Raw genomic sequence first — 14,684 nt, 5'->3', positions numbered from 1 at the left:
CGATCGCGCGCTGGACGGCGACGTGCGCGAGGCCGTCGCGATGGTCGCCGACGGCAGCGTCCTGGCGGCCGGGCAGGCGGCGACCTGATGCGCTTCCTGGTGCCGTGGCTGTGCCTGCTGCTGGCCGCGCCGGCCGTGGCCGGGACGGTGTCGGGCGTCGTGTTCGAGGACGCCAACGCCAACGGCATCCGCGAGGCCGGCGAGCAGGGGATTGCCGGGATCAGGGTCTCCAACGGCCGCGCCATCGCATCCAGCGGTGCGGACGGCAGCTACGAAATCGCCGCGCAGGCCGGCGACATCGTCTTCGCGATCAAGCCCGCGGACCGCGGATTCGGGCGTCGCGCCGACGGATTGCCTGCGTTCTGGCAGGCCGCCGATTCCGGCGAGCGCTTCGACATCGCGCTGTCTCCCTCGCGCGATGCCACCAGCCCGCTCGAAGTCCTGCTGTTCACCGATCCGCAGGTCGCATCGCTGGTGGACGTCGACGACTACTACACCGACATCGTCGAGCCCCTGCAGGGGACGACGGCAGCGCTCGGGCTGACGATGGGCGACATCGTCGACGACGAGCTTTCGCTGTACCCGGCGATCAATGCCGTCACCACTTCGCTGGGCGTGCCCTGGCTGCACATCGCGGGCAACCACGACCTCGACGCGGTGCTGTGGACGACGCCGCAACGCTGGCGACCTTCCATCGCGTCTTCGGCCCCGACACCGTGGCATGGGAGGAAGCGGGCGCGAGCTTCATCGGCCTGGACGACGTCGTCGCGGCGCCCGGGCAACGCCCCGCCTATGTCGGCGGCCTGCGCGAGGACCAGTTCGCCTTCCTCGAGGCCTACCTGCCGACCGTGGACAAAACAGGGTTGCTGGTGGTCGCCGCGCACATCCCGTTCTTCCAGATGCGCAGCGCCGATCGCGAACGCCTGTTCGCCCTGCTGCGCGACTTCCCCCACGTGCTGCTGCTCAGCGGCCACACCCACAAGCAGATGCACGTGTTCCACGATGCCGACGCCGGCTGGCACGGCGACAGGCCCCTGCACGAATACAACGTCGGCGCGGCCTGCGGCGCGTTCTGGTCCGGCGTGGAGGATGCCTCAGGCGTCCCCGACGCGACCATGGCAGACGGCACGCCCAACGGCTACGCTCGCCTGCGGGTGCAGCCCGGCGGACAGTACGCGCTGACCTGGCACAACGCCCGCGATCCTTCGGACGCCACCATTGGCCTGCACGCGCCGAAGGTCCTGCGCCGCGGCGCGTATCCGGCCTTCGGCGTCTACGCCAACGTCTACATGGGCATGGACGACAGCGTGGTCGAGTACCGCGTCGACGGCGGCCCATGGTCGCCGATGCGCAAGGTGCTGCAGGCCGACCCGCGGGTGCTGGCCGAGAACGTGCGCGACGACGAGGCCGAGGCGCTGCGCGGCTGGGATCGTTCGCCTGAGGCGGAGCCGTCGCGGCATCTGTGGCGCGGGACGCTGCCCACCGATCTTGCCGTCGGCGAGCACGCCGTCGAGGTCCGTTACCAGGATCCCTGGCGCGGCGAGCAATCCGCCACCACCACCTACCGCCTCGCCGACCCCCCGTAAGAGCGCGCCTCGCGCGCGAAGGTATCACGCGTGCTTACGCTGGAAAGGCGGTCCGCTTTGGCGAATGTCCCCCGGCCGGGCCTGCGGCCCGGCCTCCGCCTTGATTTCGCCAAAGCGCACCACCTTTCCCGCGACGCCCGGAGCACCCTCGCGGCCGAAGCATCGATCCACCCGCTTGGGCAAGGCCATTCCTCGGCGCCCCGCTCGTGAGCGGGCGGTTCGCTCTTGCTTCGCGCAGCGTAAGCGCGCGAGGAGATCGCGGCTGCCGCCGCTCCTACAGGAGGGGGTCGATGGCGTCGAAGGATTCGGCGCGGGGATGGCCGTTGGCGTCGACCTCGTCGCGCGGCAGCGGATAGTCCTCGCGGCGATCGAGCAGCACCGTGCGCATGCCGGCCTGGCGGGCGGCGTCGAGTTCGGCGACGACGTCCGACAGGAACACGATGTCGGCAGCGTCCCGGCCCAGCTTCCCGGCGATGGTCGCGTAGCTGCCGGCCTCGCGCTTGTGCCCGACCTCGGTGTCGAACCACGCGTCGAACAGCGACGACAGGTCGCCGGCTCCGGTATGCGCGAACAACAGTTGCTGCGCCGGCACCGAACCGGAGGAATACACCGCCAGGCGGTGGCCGGCCTGGTGCCAGCGACGCAGGCCGGCGACGGCGTCGGGATAGATGTCGGCCTCGAGTTCGCCGCGCAGGTAGCCTTCGCGCCACATCATTCCCTGCAGCGCCTTGAGCGCGGTGTGCTTGCGGTCCTCGTCGATCCAGCCCTGCAGGGTCTCGACCACCATCGCGTCGTCGCACATCGCGCCATGCTCGACGGCCACCATGTCCAGCCAGCGCCGCACCTCGGGCGTGTTGCCATGCTCGCGTACGAAGCCGGGCAGGGCGCCCCGCGCGTACGGGAACAGCACGTCCTTCACGAACGCGATGCTGCTCGTCGTGCCTTCGATGTCGGTGAGGATCGTCGTCGGCATGCCGTTCACCCGCCGTAACGCGGAAAGCGGCCGGCGATGTCGGTGCCGGTGAAGTGGCCGACCCAGCCGTCGGGCTCGGTGAAGAAGCGGATCGCCACGAAGCTGGGCTCCGGGCCCATGTCGAACCAGTGCTTCGTCGAGTCGGGCACCGCGATCAGGTCGCCCTGGGTGCACAGCACCTCGTAGACCTTGCCGTCGACGTGCAGCGTGAACAGGCCCGAGCCGGCGACGAAGAAGCGCACTTCGTCTTCCTTGTGGAAGTGTTCGTCCAGGAACTTGGCGCGCATTTCCTCGCGCTTGGGGTTGTCCGGACCGATGCTGGCCACGTCGACGCTGCGGAAGCCGCGCTCGGCGACCAGCCGGTCGATGTCGGCGCGGTAGGCGGCGAAGACTTCCTCCTGCGAAGCACCCGGCGCGACCGGTTGTGCGGCTTCCCACTGTTCGAGGGTCACGCCGATCGCGCCCAGCTCGCGCGTCATTTCGGCGCGGTCGGTGGTGGCCAGCAGCGGCTCGTCCGGATGGTCCTCGGCGAAGATTCGCAGGCGGCTCACCCGCTGTTCGTTCAACGACTGCTTGCTCAACGACATCCGAGTTTCCTCAGTTCAAGTTCGCAACCCAGCAGGAATTCGAAGGCCTCCAGGTGGCGGCGCGCCTCGGCCATGTCCCGGCCCCAGGCGTACAGGCCGTGGCCGTCGATCAGGTAGCCCCACATGCATTGCGCGTCGAGCAACGCGTCGACCTGCGCGGCCAGCGCCGGCATGTCCTGGGTGTTGGGCAATACCGGCAGGTCGATGGCGACCTCGTGGGTGGTGTTGCCGTTGAAGGCCTTGAGCAGCTCGTAACCTTCCAGGCGCACATGGCCCGCGCCGGCGTACAGGCGCGAGGCGACGGTCTGCACCTGCGAATGGGTGTGCAGCACGCAGCCGATTTCGGTGAAGCGCCGATAAAGCTGGGTGTGCAGCAGGGTTTCGGCGGAAGGGCGGTGGTCGCTGCCGACCGCGCGGCCATCGAAGTCGACGACCATGATGTCGTGTTCCGTCAGCTTGCCCTTGTCGCGGCCGGAGACGGTGATCGCGGCATGTTGCGCGTCGAGCCGGCGCGAGAAGTTGCTGCTGGTGGCCGGGGTCCAGCCCGCCAGTGCCAGCTCGCGCACGTTGGTGATGATTTCGCCGGCCAGGTGCCGCAGGGCCTGCGGGTCGTACGGCGTATTTCGGTCGGGAAGGGCGGCGTTCATGCCGCCCAGTTTAGCGCCGGCGGCCGAAGATCCGGTAAAGAACCCAGGCCAGCACCGCGACCCCGACCGAGCCGAGCATCGTCGCCACCGACGTCGAGGCGAACAGCAGCACGCAGGCCACCAGCGCGCCGATGCCGAGCAGGCGGTCGCGGCCGGACGGCCGGCGCTCGCGCGTGCCGACCACCAGGCTCAGGCCCGCTGCCGCATAGGCCAGCACGACCAGGTTGACCACCACGTTGATGATGGTGCCGAACTGCTCGGAGACCCGCGGCGCGAGGGTGATCACGGCGATCACCGACATCGCCGAGGCGATGATCAGCAAGCCCCACGCCGCCGCGCCGCGGCGGTTGAGGCGGCCGAAGATCGCCGGCAGGAAGCCGTGCTGCGCGGCGCGGGCACCGGTCTCGCCGGTGACCAGCATCCAGCCGCCCAGGGTGCCCGTTGCCTTCAGCGCAGCGGCCGCGGCGATGGCCACCGCCGCCCACGGCCCGAAGATCTTCGCGGCCACGAGCGCGAACGGTGCGCTGGACGCTTCCAGTTCCGCCGCCGGCACTATGCCCATCACCAGCACCGAGGAGACGATGTAGACGATGCCGGCGATCAGCACGCCGCCGAGGGTGGCCACCGGGACGTCGCGATCGGGGTCGCGCACCAGGCCGGCGATCATCGCGCCCGTTTCCAGGCCGACGAAGGCCCAGAACACCGGCGCCAGCGAACCGAACACCACCGCCGCATCCGATTGGCCGGACACGTTCCAGGCCGCCTCGTAGATGCCGCGGTCGAAGCTGCCCCAGCCGAACATCAGCACCATCGCCACCGGCGCCAGGCCGAACACCACGCACAGCGACTGGAACTTCGCCACCGGCTTGGGGCCGAGCAGGTTGATCGCGAACATCGCCCAGATCAGCACGATCTGGCCGGCGACCTGCACGTGCGGGTCGTTGCCGTCCAGCGGCAGCAGGGTCACCAGGTAGCCGAAGGCGGCGACCGCGATCGCGTTGTTGCCGATCCACGACGACGCCCAGTACAGGGTCGAGGCCAGGAAGCTCGCGTCGCGGCCGAGTGCCGGCCGGACGTAGTCGTCGGCCGAGGACAGGTCAGGGTAGTCGCGTGCCAGGCGCGCGAACGCCCCGCCCAGGACCAGCGCCAGCAGGGTGCCGGCGATCCAGCTGAAGGCGGTGATGGCGCCGGAGGCGGCAAGGCTGGCCGGGAGCAGGAAGAACCCCGAGCCGATCATGTTGTTGGCGACCACGAAGGTCGCCAGCACGGGACCGATCTTGCGTGTCTGCATCGCGGTGCGTCAGTTGGCGCGCAGCTTGCTGTGGCGGTAGCCGTAGGCCAGGTAGATGATCGCGCCGAGCACGATCCAGCCGCCCAGCAGGTGCCAGTGTTCCTTGAACGGCTGCCAGAACAGATAGAGGCACGAGACGAAGCCCAGCGGGCAGATCACGATCGCCATCGGCACCCGGAACGGACGCGGCACCGACGGGCGGGTATAGCGCAGGATCAGCACGCCGATGCTCACCGTGGCGAAGGCCAGCAGGGTGCCCATCGACACGATGTCGCCGAGGACGCCGACCGGCAGCAGGCCCGCGAGCAGGGCCGCGACGATGCCGACGATCACGGTGCCCACATGCGGGGTGCGGTACTTGCGGTGGACCTTGCCGAACAGCTTCGGCATCAGGCCGTCGTGCGACATCGAGTAGAAGATGCGCGGCTGCGCCATCAGCATCACCAGGATCACCGAGGCCAGGCCGGCGAGTGCCGCGATCTCCACCAGAGTCTGCAACCAGCCCAGCGACGGGTAGTTGATCAGCGCGGTCGACACCGGCTCGGCGGTGCCCAGCTGGCCGTACGGCATCATGCCGGTGAGCACGGCGCTCATCAGGATGTAGAGCACGGTGCAGATGGCCAGCGAGCCGAGGATGCCGATCGGCATGTCGCGCTGCGGGTTCTTCGCTTCGCCCGCCGCGGTCGAGACCGCGTCGAAGCCGATGTAGGCGAAGAACACCACGGCCGAGGCGCGGATCACGCCGTCCATGCCGTAGCGGGTGCCGCCCTCGTTGGCCGGGATGAAGGGTTCCCAGTTCGACGGGTCGACGTACTGCAGGCCGAAGCCGATGAACAACAGGATCACGGTGACCTTGACCGCGACGATGATCGAGTTCACGAACGCCGACTGGCTGATGCCGACGTAGCCGACGATGCTCACCGCGGCGATGATCAGCACCGCCGGCAGGTTCACGATCGCGCCGGTGCCGACGAACTTGCCGGTGGCCGCCTCGTAGACGTAGGGCGCGCTGGCCAGGGCATCGGGCAGCTGCGCGTTGAAGTTGCCGAGGAAGGCATTGAGGTAGCCGGACCAGCCGACCGCCACGGTGGAGGCGGCGAACAGGTACTCCAGCACCAGGCACCAGCCGATGAACCAGGCCACGCCTTCGCCCAGGGTGGCATATGAATAGGAGTACGCGCTGCCCGAGACCGGCAGCATGGCCGCGAACTCGGCGTAGCAAAGGCCGGCGAAGGCACAGGCGATGCCCGCCAGGACGAAGCTCAGCATCACCGCGGGGCCGGCGTATTCGGCGGCCGCCTGGCCGGTGAGCACGAAGATGCCCGCGCCGATGACGGCGCCGATGCCCAGGAGGATCAGCTGGGTGCCGGTGAGCGTGCGCTTCAGCCCGACTTCGCCGTCGAGCGAGCCCTCGAAGGGTTCGCCGGCGTCCACGTGCCCGGCGGGCGCGATGGGCTTGGTCCTGAGCAGGTTCTTGAACATCGGATTCCCCGTATTGGCCCCGGCCCGCCGCAACGCGCGACAGGCGACGGAGCACCTTACCCCAGCGCCGAATCGAGGGGCAAGGCATGACCAATGGCAGGGGCGGCGGCGAACGCCACGTTCATGGGGTTCGCGCCCGCGCCCCCGGCTGCTAGGCTCACGACTCATTTTCCGCCGGGGAGCGGCCGTCTTGGAAGAGACCCTCAACGCAATCAACGCAGTCATCTGGAGTCCGGCACTGATCTACCTGTGCCTGGCGCTCGGTTTGTACTTCTCCATCCGCACGCGGTTCATGCAGGTGCGCGGCCTCCCCGAGATGCTGCGCCTGATGGTCAACAACAAGTCGTCGAGTTCCGGCGTGTCCTCGTTCCAGGCGCTGGCCATGTCGCTGGCCGGGCGCGTGGGCACCGGCAACATCGCCGGCGTCGCCACCGCCATCGCCTTCGGCGGTCCGGGCGCGGTGTTCTGGATGTGGGTGATGGCCTTCCTGGGCGCCTCGACTTCGTACGTCGAGTGCACCCTGGCGCAGATCTACAAGGAGCGCGACGACAACGGCCAGTACCGCGGCGGCCCGGCGTACTACATCGAAAAGGCGATGGGGCAGAAGTGGTACGCGTGGATCTTCGCGGCGGTGACCATCATCGCCTGCGGCTTCCTGCTGCCGATCGTGCAGATCAACACCCTGTCCGAGAGCATGGTCAACGCGTTCGAGGTTCCGCCGCTGGCGCTGGCTGCGGTGATCACGGTGGGCCTCGGGCTGATCATCTACGGCGGCGTCAAGCGCATCGCGACCTTCGCCGAGGTGGTGGTGCCGTTCATGGCGGTGGCCTACATCATCGTCGCGGTGGTGCTGATGGCGCTCAACGCCGAGCGCCTGCCGGCGATGTTCCAGATGGTGATCGGCAGCGCCTTCGGGGTCGACGCGGGCTTCGGCGCGATGGTCGGCCTGGCGATCGAGTGGGGCGTCAAGCGCGGCGTCTACTCCAACGAAGCGGGCCAGGGCACGGGCCCGCACTCCGCCGCGGCGGCGGAAGTGGCGCACCCGGCGCAGCAGGGTTTCGTGCAGGCTTTCGCGGTCTATGTCGACACGCTGTTGGTGTGCAGCGCCACCGCCTTCATGATCCTGTCCACCGGCATGTACAACATCCCGGATCCGGCGGTGGCCGGCGGCTTCCTGTACCAGGCGCTGCCGGGCGCGGTGGCCGGGCCGGACTTCCCGCAGGCCGCTGTCGATTCGGCGCTGCCGGGTTGGGGTGCTGGTTTTGTGGCGATCGCGGTGCTGTTCTTCGTGTTCACCACGCTGGTCACGTACTACTACATGGCCGAGACCAACGTCGCCTACATCAACCGCAAGGTGCACCGTCCGTGGCTGATCCAGCTACTGCGCGTGGTGATCCTGGCCGCGGTGGTGTGGGGCGTACTGCGCACCACCAGCGCCGCCTGGGGCTTCGGCGACATCGGCGTCGGCCTGATGGCGTGGCTGAACCTGATCGCGATCGTGATCCTGCAGAAGCCCGCACTGGCGGCGCTGCGCGACTACGAGCGGCAGCGCAAGGCCGGCGGCCCGCTCAGCTTCGATCCGGAAGCGCTGGGCATCCGCCACGCCACGTTCTGGAGCGACCGGGCCCGCAAGCAGCCGGGAAGCGATGCCAACGGATAGCTCCCTCGTCACGGCGCTGGCGGAATACCGTCAGCGCTGGCCGGACGAAGCGCCCGTCGTGGCGCTGTTCGAGGCACTGTTGGGCGAAGCGCCGGCCATCGAGCCGGCGCTTCCGTTCCGGCGCGAACGCCTGGCCGGCCACTTCACCGCTTCGGCGTGGGTGGTTGCCGCCGATGGCGTGCGCACGCTGCTCACCCACCACCGCAAGCTCGGCCTTTGGCTGCAACCCGGCGGGCACGCCGACGGCGACACCGAGCTTCCGCGCGCGGCGCTGAAGGAGGCCGAAGAGGAAACCGGCCTGCGCGGGCTCCGGATCGAGGCGGGCATCTTCGACCTGGACCGGCACTGGATCCCGGAACACAAGGGCGTGCCGGCGCACTGGCACTACGACGTGCGCTACATCGTGCGCGCAGGCGAGGACGAAGACTTCGTGGTGAGCGAGGAATCGCACGCGCTGGCCTGGCGCGACATCGCCGAACTGGCGGGCGACGAGGCGGCGGACGCATCGGTCCGCCGCATGGCGCAAAAATGGCTCAAAAAACAAAAAGGGGACGGAGGTAATTAAGCGCTCGCGCTTAATTACCTCCGTCCCCTTTTTGTCAGTCGGCGCGACCGCTGAATTCGCCGGTAGTGGTGTTGACCAGGACCCGCTCGCCGTTGGCGATGTACTCGGGCACCTGGATCTCGATGCCGGTCGACAGCCGCGCCGGCTTCGGGCGCTTGGTGGCGGTGCCACCCTTGAGCTCGGGCGGCGTCTCGACCACCTCGATCGCCACCGTGGTCGGCAGCTGCAGGCCCACCGGCATGTCGTCGATGATCTGCACGTAGCAGCCCGACAGGTCGTCGACGATGTAGCCGGCGGCGTCGCCGACCATGTCCGCGTCCAGGGTGTAGGGCGTGTAGTCCTCGTCGTCGAGGAACACGAACGCGTCGCCGTCGCGGTAGGAATAGGTGGCCTGGCGCCGGCTCAACTCGACTTCCCTGAGTTCGTCGTCGCCGCCCAGGCTCAGGTCGAACTTGTTGCCGCCAGGCACCGAGTACATGGTGAAGCGGAACTTGACGTTGCCGCCGCGACCCTGCGGGGAACTGCGTTCGATGTCGCGCACCTGGTACACGGTACCGTTGTGTTCGACGACGTTGCCCTTCTTGATGTCGAAAGCTTTCATGGGAATGAGGGGAATAAAGGGAATGAGGGGAATGGCGGGTTATTTCGGCGCGAGGCGGGTGGCGCCGTCGAGGCGGATGGTTTCGCCATTGAGGTAGGTGTTGCGCAGGATGTAGGCGACCAGGTCGGCGAACTCCTCGGCCTTGCCCAGGCGCGAGGGGAACGGGATGGTGGCGGCCAGCGACTGCTGCACGGACTCGGGCATGCCGTCGACCATCGGGGTCCAGAACACGCCCGGGGCGACGGTCATCACCCGGATGCCGAAGCGGGCCAGTTCGCGCGCCATCGGCAGGGTCATGCCGACCACGCCGCCCTTGGAGGCGGAGTAGGCGGCCTGGCCGATCTGGCCTTCGTAGGCCGCGACCGAGGCGGTGTTGACGATGACGCCGCGTTCGCCGTCCTCGCCCGCCTCGTTGGACTGCATCAGCGCGGCGGCGGCCTTGGCGACGTTGAAGCTGCCGACCAGGTTGACCATCACCGTGGCCTGGAACTGCGACAGCGGCATGGGGCCTTCCTTGCCCAGCACGCGGCCGGCGCCGAGGATGCCCGCGCAGTTGACCGCCACGTTGAGCCCGCCGAGGAACTCGCGCGCGGCGGCGACGTTGGCCACCACGCCGGCCTCGTCGCTGACGTCGGTGCGGAAGTAGCGGGCCTTGTCGTCGCCCAGTTCGGCGATGGCGGCGGCGCCCTTGTCGTCGTTGAGGTCGAACAGCGCGACCTTGCCGCCATTGGCGACCAGGTGGCGGGCCACGGCGAGGCCGAGGCCGGAGACGCCGCCGGTAACGATGGCGCGGGTGGCTTGGAGTTGCATGGAGGGACGCCCTGGAACGGAAAGGGCGGATTTTACAGGGCGAGCAGGTAGAACGTATTGCAGCCGCCGTGGCCGGTGGCGCCCATCGGGCCGGGGATGCGCCTGAAGCCGCTGCGCTCGTAGAGCTTCATGGCCGCGTCCATGCCGGCCAGGGTTTCCAGGTAGCAGCGGCGGAACCCGGCCGCGCGCGCCGCCTCCAGGCAGCGGGCCATCATCGCGCTGCCGGCGCCCAGCCCGCGGGCTTCGGCCAGGAAGTACATCTTGCGCAACTCGCAGGTGTCGGCGTCGCCGCCTTCCAGCGGCGCCATGCCGCCGCCGCCCACGACCACGCCCCCGCGCTCGAGCACGAAGTAGGCGCTGCGCGGCTGCGCGTACGCCCGGCTCATCCAGTCCACCTCGGGGTCGTTGATCGCGAAGCCGCTGCCGCAGGCGCCGAACTCGGGCATGACGGTGCGGATGATGCTTGCCATCGCGGCATCGTCGCCGGCCTCGATCGGCCGGATGTTCCAGGATGCTGCGTGCATCGTCGCCTCAGGCGGTGCGGGGAAAGAAAGCCTGCCCCAGGCGTTCGCGGAATTCCAGCGGCGAAAGTCCCGGCGCGAACAGGAAGCCCTGTCCGGTCCTGACCCCGAGCTCCAGCAGGAACCGACGCTGCGCTTCGTGCTCCACGCCTTCGGCCACCAGCGAGAGACCGAGGCTGCGGGCGATGCCGCAGACGGCCTGGCACACCGCCACGTCCGACTCGTTGTGCGGCACGCCCTGCAGGAACATATGGCTGAGCTTGAGGCCGTGGATCGGCAGGCGCCGCAGGTAGTTGAGCGCGCTGTAGCCTTCGCCGAAATCGTCGATGGTGAGCATCACCCCGAGGTCGCGCAGCGCGGCGAAGGTGCGCTGGGTGTCGGGCGCGTCCTCGATCAGCACGCGTTCGGTGAACTCCAGTTCCAGCGCGGCGCCGGGCAGGCCGAACTCGTGCAGCAGGCCGCGCACCGTGCCGGCCAGGTCGTCGCCCAGGAATTGCCGGTAGGACACGTTGACCGCGACGCGGATCGGGCCGCGGCCGTCGTCGACCCACTGCCGCACCTGGCGGCAGGCCTCGCGCAGCACCCAGCCGCCGATGCGCACGATGTCGCCGGTGATCTCGGCGTGGGCGATGAAGTGGTCCGGGCGCATTTCGCCCAACTGGTCGTTCTCCCAGCGGATCAGCGCCTCGGCGGCGACCACACGGCCCGAGGCCAGGTCCACCTGCGGCTGGTAGACCAGGTGGAACTCGTTGTTCTCGGCGGCGCGGCGCAGGTGCGCCTCGACCCGATGCCGCTCCTGCTGCGAATGCGCCAGGGCCGGGCTGTACGCCTGCCACCCGTTGCGGATGCGGCGCTTGGAATCGTACATCGCCGTATCGGCGTTCTGGATCAGCGCCTGCACCGCGTCGCCGTCGGCCGGCGTGCGCGCGATGCCGATGCTGGCGGTGATCGCGAACTCCTCGTTGTCGAAGCGGAAGCTGTCGCCGAAGGCGTCCAGGATCGCGTCGGCGATGCGCTCCGGGCGGCTGCTGTCGTCGCCGATGCCGCACACCACCAGGAACTCGTCGCCGCCGAAGCGGGCGATCAGGCCTTCGTCGCGCACCGCGCGCGCGATCCTGCGCGCCGCCGAGATCAGCAGCTCGTCGCCGGCGCCGTGGCCGAGCACGTCGTTGACCACCTTGAAGCGGTCCAGGTCGATGTACAGCACCGCCACCTGCGACATCGCCGGATCGTCCAGCCACTCGGCCAGCTCGCCGAGGATCGCGTCGCGGTTGAGCAGGCCGGTGAGCGGATCGGTCCGTGCCTGCACCCGCAGCGCCTCTTCGGCGCGCTTGCGCTCGGTGATGTCCTGCAGCGTGCCGGTGAGGTGCATCGCCAGCGCATTGCCGCCGACCGCCTCGCCGATCGCGCGCACCCAGAGCAGCTCGTCGCCGCGGCGACCCTGCAGCTCCAGGTCGAAGCCGGTACCGGACTCGAGCGTACGCTCCAGCGCGGCGCGCGCGCGCAACCGGTCGTTGGGCACCAGCACCTCGAGCGCGGCCTCCATGGTCGGCGGCGTGGCGTGCAGCCCCAGGATGCGCAGCGCCTCCTCGCTCAGGTGCAGGCGGTCGCGCCCGGCGTCCCACTGCCAGCCGCCGATGTGGGCCAGCGCCTGGACCCGGTCGAACAAATCGCTGTCGCGCTTTAGCTCGGTGACGTCGGTGAACAGCGACAGCACCTGGTGCGGGATGTCGGCGTCCGGCGCGAACTGCGGCACGGCGGTGACCGCCAGCCAGGTCAGCTTGCGCAGGCGCAGGTTGTAGTAGCCCAGCACCGTGTTGTCGACGATCGCGCCGGTGCGCAGTGCGCGCATGGCGGGCAGCTCGTCGCGTTCCAGTTCGCGGCCGTTCTCGTCGATGATCTTCCAGCGGCCCGGCTGCATTTCCTCGTCCAGGCTCAGTCCCGATTCGACGTTGAGCATGCGGATCGCCGCAGCGTTGGCGTAGACGATCTCGCCGCCGGAACCGCGCACCACGATGCCCTTGTCGACCACCCCCATCAGCTCGCGGTAGCGCAGCTCGGCCTCGGCGCGCCGGCTGAGGTCGCGCGCCACCGCCACCAGGCAAGGCTGGCCCTCGAACTCGAAGTTGGCCGAGTGCACCTCCACGGGGAAGCGCGTGCCGTCGCTGCGCATGTTGGTGACTTCGATCACGTAGGTGCCGCCGCGGCTGAGCGCGTCGTACACCGGGCGCATGTGGTCGCGCGGCAGTTCGGGATTGAGCACGTGGATGGGCTGGCCGACGATCTCGTGGCGCGGGCGCCTGTAGGCGGCGATGCCGGCGCTGTTGAGGTCGAGCACGGTGCCGTCCCAGGCGATGACGCTGACCGGGTCGGGCACGGCGTCGAACAGCGCCCGGTAACGATGGCGTTCGGCGGTCGCCACGGCCTGCGCCACCTGCAACGCGTCGCATGCGCGTTGCAGGGCATCGCGATGCTCGGGTTTCAGGGTGGGATCGGCCAGGCAGCCCAGCAGTTCGGCCAGCGTGTCCTCGGCATCCATCTGCATGGATGGCGGAGGGACCTGCCGGGGGGCGTCCTGGTTCACGCGACGGCGGCTCCCTGTCCGCGGGGCAACGCCTGGGTCACCTTGCTGCCGCTGGCGCGGCCGAGCAGGGCGGCCAGCCAGCGGCCGGTGTCGACCAGGCGATCGAGGTCGATGCCGGTTTCGATGCCCAGGCCATGGAGCATGTAGGCCACGTCTTCGCTGGCGACGTTGCCGCTGGCGCCGGCCGCATACGGACAGCCCCCGGTCCCCGACACCGAGGAGTCGACCACGGCCACGCCTTCCTCCAGGCAGGCGAGCAGGTTCGCCAGCGCCTGCCCGTAGGTGTCGTGGAAATGCACGGCCAGCGCCTGCATCGGCACTTCCGCGGCGACCGCGCGCAGCATGGCGCGCGCCTTGCCCGGCGTGCCGACGCCGATGGTGTCGCCCAGCGACACTTCGAAGCAGCCCATGGCGTGCAGCGCGCGGGAAACGCGCACCACGTCGGCCAGCGGCACCTCGCCCTGGTAGGGGCAGCCGAGGACCGTGGAGACGTAACCGCGCACGGCCACGCCGTCGGCGCGCGCGCGCTCCATCACCGGGGCGAAACGCGCCAGCGATTCGTCGATGCCCGCGTTGGTGTTGCGGCGGTTGAAGGCCTCGGACGCGGCGGTGAACACCGCGATGTCGGTCGCACCGGCGGCACGCGCGCGTTCATAGCCCTGCAGGTTCGGCACCAGCACCGGGTAGCGGACTCCGGGCCGGCGCTCGATCGCAGCCATGACCTCGGCGGCATCGGCCAGTTGCGGCACCCATTTGGGACTGACGAAGCTGGTGGCCTCGATGCAGCGCAGGCCGGTCGCCGAGAGGCGATCGATCAGTTCGACCTTCGCGGCCGTGGGGATGATGGACTTCTCGTTCTGCAACCCGTCGCGCGGGCCGACTTCGACGATGCGGACGCTGGCAGGCATGGCCATGTCAACGCTCCAGCGCCACCAGGACGGCGTCGGCCTCGACGAAGTCGCCGGCCGCGGCCGACACGCTCGCCACCACGCCGTCGCGCGGCGCCTTGAGCGCGAGCTCCATCTTCATCGCTTCCACCACCACCAGTTCCTGCCCAGCCACGACCTTGTCCCCCTGGGCCGCCCGGACCACCACCACGCGCCCGGGCATGGGTGCCCTGAGCTGGTCGTCCTGCTCGGCCGAAGCGTCGCTGTCCCGACGATACACCTCGACAGGCTCCAGTTGCAGGCGGCGCGTGCCGTCGTGGACGAGCAGCCGTCCAGGCTCCCCATGCACCAGGAACCGGTGTGCATCTCCATTGAAACGGGCCGAAAGCACGCCATCGGCCAGCCGCGCGGCGGACACCTGGACCGCCTCGCTCCCGGCCACGGCGACCGTGTAGTCGCCACCGCTGCCCAGGGCCTCGGCGTGGAGGCG

13 protein-coding genes and 1 pseudogene are annotated in these 14,684 nt (G+C 69.4%); 3 read left to right on the top strand and 11 right to left on the bottom strand.

The window, feature by feature from the left end; translation table 11 throughout:
• The first annotated feature begins 87 nt into the window (after positions 1 to 87).
• A pseudogene (locus QAA18_RS02350) lies at positions 88 to 1,586 on the top strand (calcineurin-like phosphoesterase C-terminal domain-containing protein).
• A 274-nt stretch (positions 1,587 to 1,860) separates the two neighbouring features.
• On the opposite strand, the gene mtnC reads toward QAA18_RS02350, so the two are convergent.
• The 5 genes from mtnC to QAA18_RS02325 are packed head-to-tail and all read right to left on the bottom strand — an operon-like array spanning position 1,861 to position 6,566.
• Positions 1,861 to 2,559, bottom strand: coding sequence for an acireductone synthase (gene mtnC, locus QAA18_RS02345; protein ID WP_279410717.1), 699 nt, complete (start codon positions 2,557 to 2,559; stop codon positions 1,861 to 1,863).
• A gap of 5 nt (positions 2,560 to 2,564) precedes the next feature.
• Positions 2,565 to 3,110, bottom strand: a complete 546-nt coding sequence (locus QAA18_RS02340; protein ID WP_279410720.1) for an acireductone dioxygenase — start codon at positions 3,108 to 3,110, stop codon at positions 2,565 to 2,567.
• A gap of 26 nt (positions 3,111 to 3,136) precedes the next feature.
• Positions 3,137 to 3,793, bottom strand: coding sequence for a methylthioribulose 1-phosphate dehydratase (locus tag QAA18_RS02335; RefSeq protein ID WP_279410715.1), 657 nt, complete (start codon positions 3,791 to 3,793; stop codon positions 3,137 to 3,139).
• 10 nt (positions 3,794 to 3,803) lie between these two features.
• Positions 3,804 to 5,084 carry an amino acid permease gene (locus tag QAA18_RS02330; RefSeq protein ID WP_279410714.1) on the bottom strand — a complete coding sequence of 427 codons (1,281 nt, stop codon included), beginning with the start codon at positions 5,082 to 5,084 and terminating at the stop codon, positions 3,804 to 3,806.
• 9 nt (positions 5,085 to 5,093) lie between these two features.
• Positions 5,094 to 6,566 carry an amino acid permease gene (locus QAA18_RS02325; protein ID WP_279410713.1) on the bottom strand — a complete coding sequence of 491 codons (1,473 nt, stop codon included), beginning with the start codon at positions 6,564 to 6,566 and terminating at the stop codon, positions 5,094 to 5,096.
• Between the two features lie 190 nt (positions 6,567 to 6,756).
• Between QAA18_RS02325 and QAA18_RS02320 the strand changes: the two genes are divergently transcribed.
• Both QAA18_RS02320 and QAA18_RS02315 read left to right on the top strand, forming a co-directional pair.
• The gene (locus tag QAA18_RS02320; RefSeq protein ID WP_279410712.1) at positions 6,757 to 8,226 is read left to right on the top strand and encodes an alanine/glycine:cation symporter family protein; all 1,470 of its coding nucleotides are present in this window, start codon (positions 6,757 to 6,759) and stop codon (positions 8,224 to 8,226) included.
• On the top strand, positions 8,213 to 8,791 hold the full coding sequence (locus tag QAA18_RS02315) for an NUDIX hydrolase (RefSeq protein ID WP_279410710.1): 579 nt from the start codon (positions 8,213 to 8,215) through the stop codon (positions 8,789 to 8,791). Before QAA18_RS02320 ends, QAA18_RS02315 begins: the two co-directional genes overlap by 14 nt.
• 34 nt (positions 8,792 to 8,825) lie before the next feature.
• Here QAA18_RS02315 and yeiP read toward each other — a convergent pair whose 3' ends face one another.
• The 6 genes from yeiP to QAA18_RS02285 all read right to left on the bottom strand — a co-directional run.
• Positions 8,826 to 9,392, bottom strand: a complete 567-nt coding sequence (gene yeiP / locus QAA18_RS02310) for an elongation factor P-like protein YeiP (protein WP_279410709.1) — start codon at positions 9,390 to 9,392, stop codon at positions 8,826 to 8,828.
• A 39-nt stretch (positions 9,393 to 9,431) separates the two neighbouring features.
• Positions 9,432 to 10,202, bottom strand: a complete 771-nt coding sequence (locus QAA18_RS02305; RefSeq protein WP_279410707.1) for an SDR family NAD(P)-dependent oxidoreductase — start codon at positions 10,200 to 10,202, stop codon at positions 9,432 to 9,434.
• A 32-nt stretch (positions 10,203 to 10,234) separates the two neighbouring features.
• The gene (locus QAA18_RS02300; RefSeq protein WP_279410705.1) at positions 10,235 to 10,726 is read right to left on the bottom strand and encodes a GNAT family N-acetyltransferase; all 492 of its coding nucleotides are present in this window, start codon (positions 10,724 to 10,726) and stop codon (positions 10,235 to 10,237) included.
• A gap of 7 nt (positions 10,727 to 10,733) precedes the next feature.
• Entirely contained in the window at positions 10,734 to 13,268 is a 2,535-nt protein-coding gene (locus QAA18_RS02295) for an EAL domain-containing protein (RefSeq protein WP_279410703.1), read from the bottom strand.
• A 35-nt stretch (positions 13,269 to 13,303) separates the two neighbouring features.
• Complete coding sequence (locus QAA18_RS02290; RefSeq protein ID WP_279410719.1) at positions 13,304 to 14,215, bottom strand: hydroxymethylglutaryl-CoA lyase; 912 nt, start codon at positions 14,213 to 14,215, stop codon at positions 13,304 to 13,306.
• Between the two features lie 7 nt (positions 14,216 to 14,222).
• Positions 14,223 to 14,684: biotin/lipoyl-containing protein (locus tag QAA18_RS02285; protein WP_343226731.1), on the bottom strand; the 462-nt coding region annotated here is incomplete at its 5' end.

The sequence above is a fragment of the Luteimonas sp. 8-5 genome, assembly GCF_029763755.1.
Lineage (GTDB): Bacteria > Pseudomonadota > Gammaproteobacteria > Xanthomonadales > Xanthomonadaceae > Cognatiluteimonas.
Note: the sequence above shows the minus strand (reverse complement) of the source record. Positions and strands in the feature narration are given on the sequence as shown.

Excerpts from the sequence above, each read along its gene's own strand:
- mtnC (WP_279410717.1), bottom strand. The coding sequence starts at position 2,559 with ATGCCGACGACGATCCTCACCGACATCGAAGGCACGACGAGCAGCATC.
- QAA18_RS02335 (WP_279410715.1), bottom strand. The coding sequence starts at position 3,793 with ATGAACGCCGCCCTTCCCGACCGAAATACGCCGTACGACCCGCAGGCC.
- QAA18_RS02330 (WP_279410714.1), bottom strand. The coding sequence starts at position 5,084 with ATGCAGACACGCAAGATCGGTCCCGTGCTGGCGACCTTCGTGGTCGCC.
- QAA18_RS02325 (WP_279410713.1), bottom strand. The coding sequence starts at position 6,566 with ATGTTCAAGAACCTGCTCAGGACCAAGCCCATCGCGCCCGCCGGGCAC.
- QAA18_RS02315 (WP_279410710.1), top strand. The coding sequence starts at position 8,213 with ATGCCAACGGATAGCTCCCTCGTCACGGCGCTGGCGGAATACCGTCAG.
- yeiP (WP_279410709.1), bottom strand. The coding sequence starts at position 9,392 with ATGAAAGCTTTCGACATCAAGAAGGGCAACGTCGTCGAACACAACGGT.
- QAA18_RS02305 (WP_279410707.1), bottom strand. The coding sequence starts at position 10,202 with ATGCAACTCCAAGCCACCCGCGCCATCGTTACCGGCGGCGTCTCCGGC.
- QAA18_RS02300 (WP_279410705.1), bottom strand. The coding sequence starts at position 10,726 with ATGCACGCAGCATCCTGGAACATCCGGCCGATCGAGGCCGGCGACGAT.
- QAA18_RS02295 (WP_279410703.1), bottom strand. The coding sequence starts at position 13,268 with ATGCAGATGGATGCCGAGGACACGCTGGCCGAACTGCTGGGCTGCCTG.
- QAA18_RS02290 (WP_279410719.1), bottom strand. The coding sequence starts at position 14,215 with ATGCCTGCCAGCGTCCGCATCGTCGAAGTCGGCCCGCGCGACGGGTTG.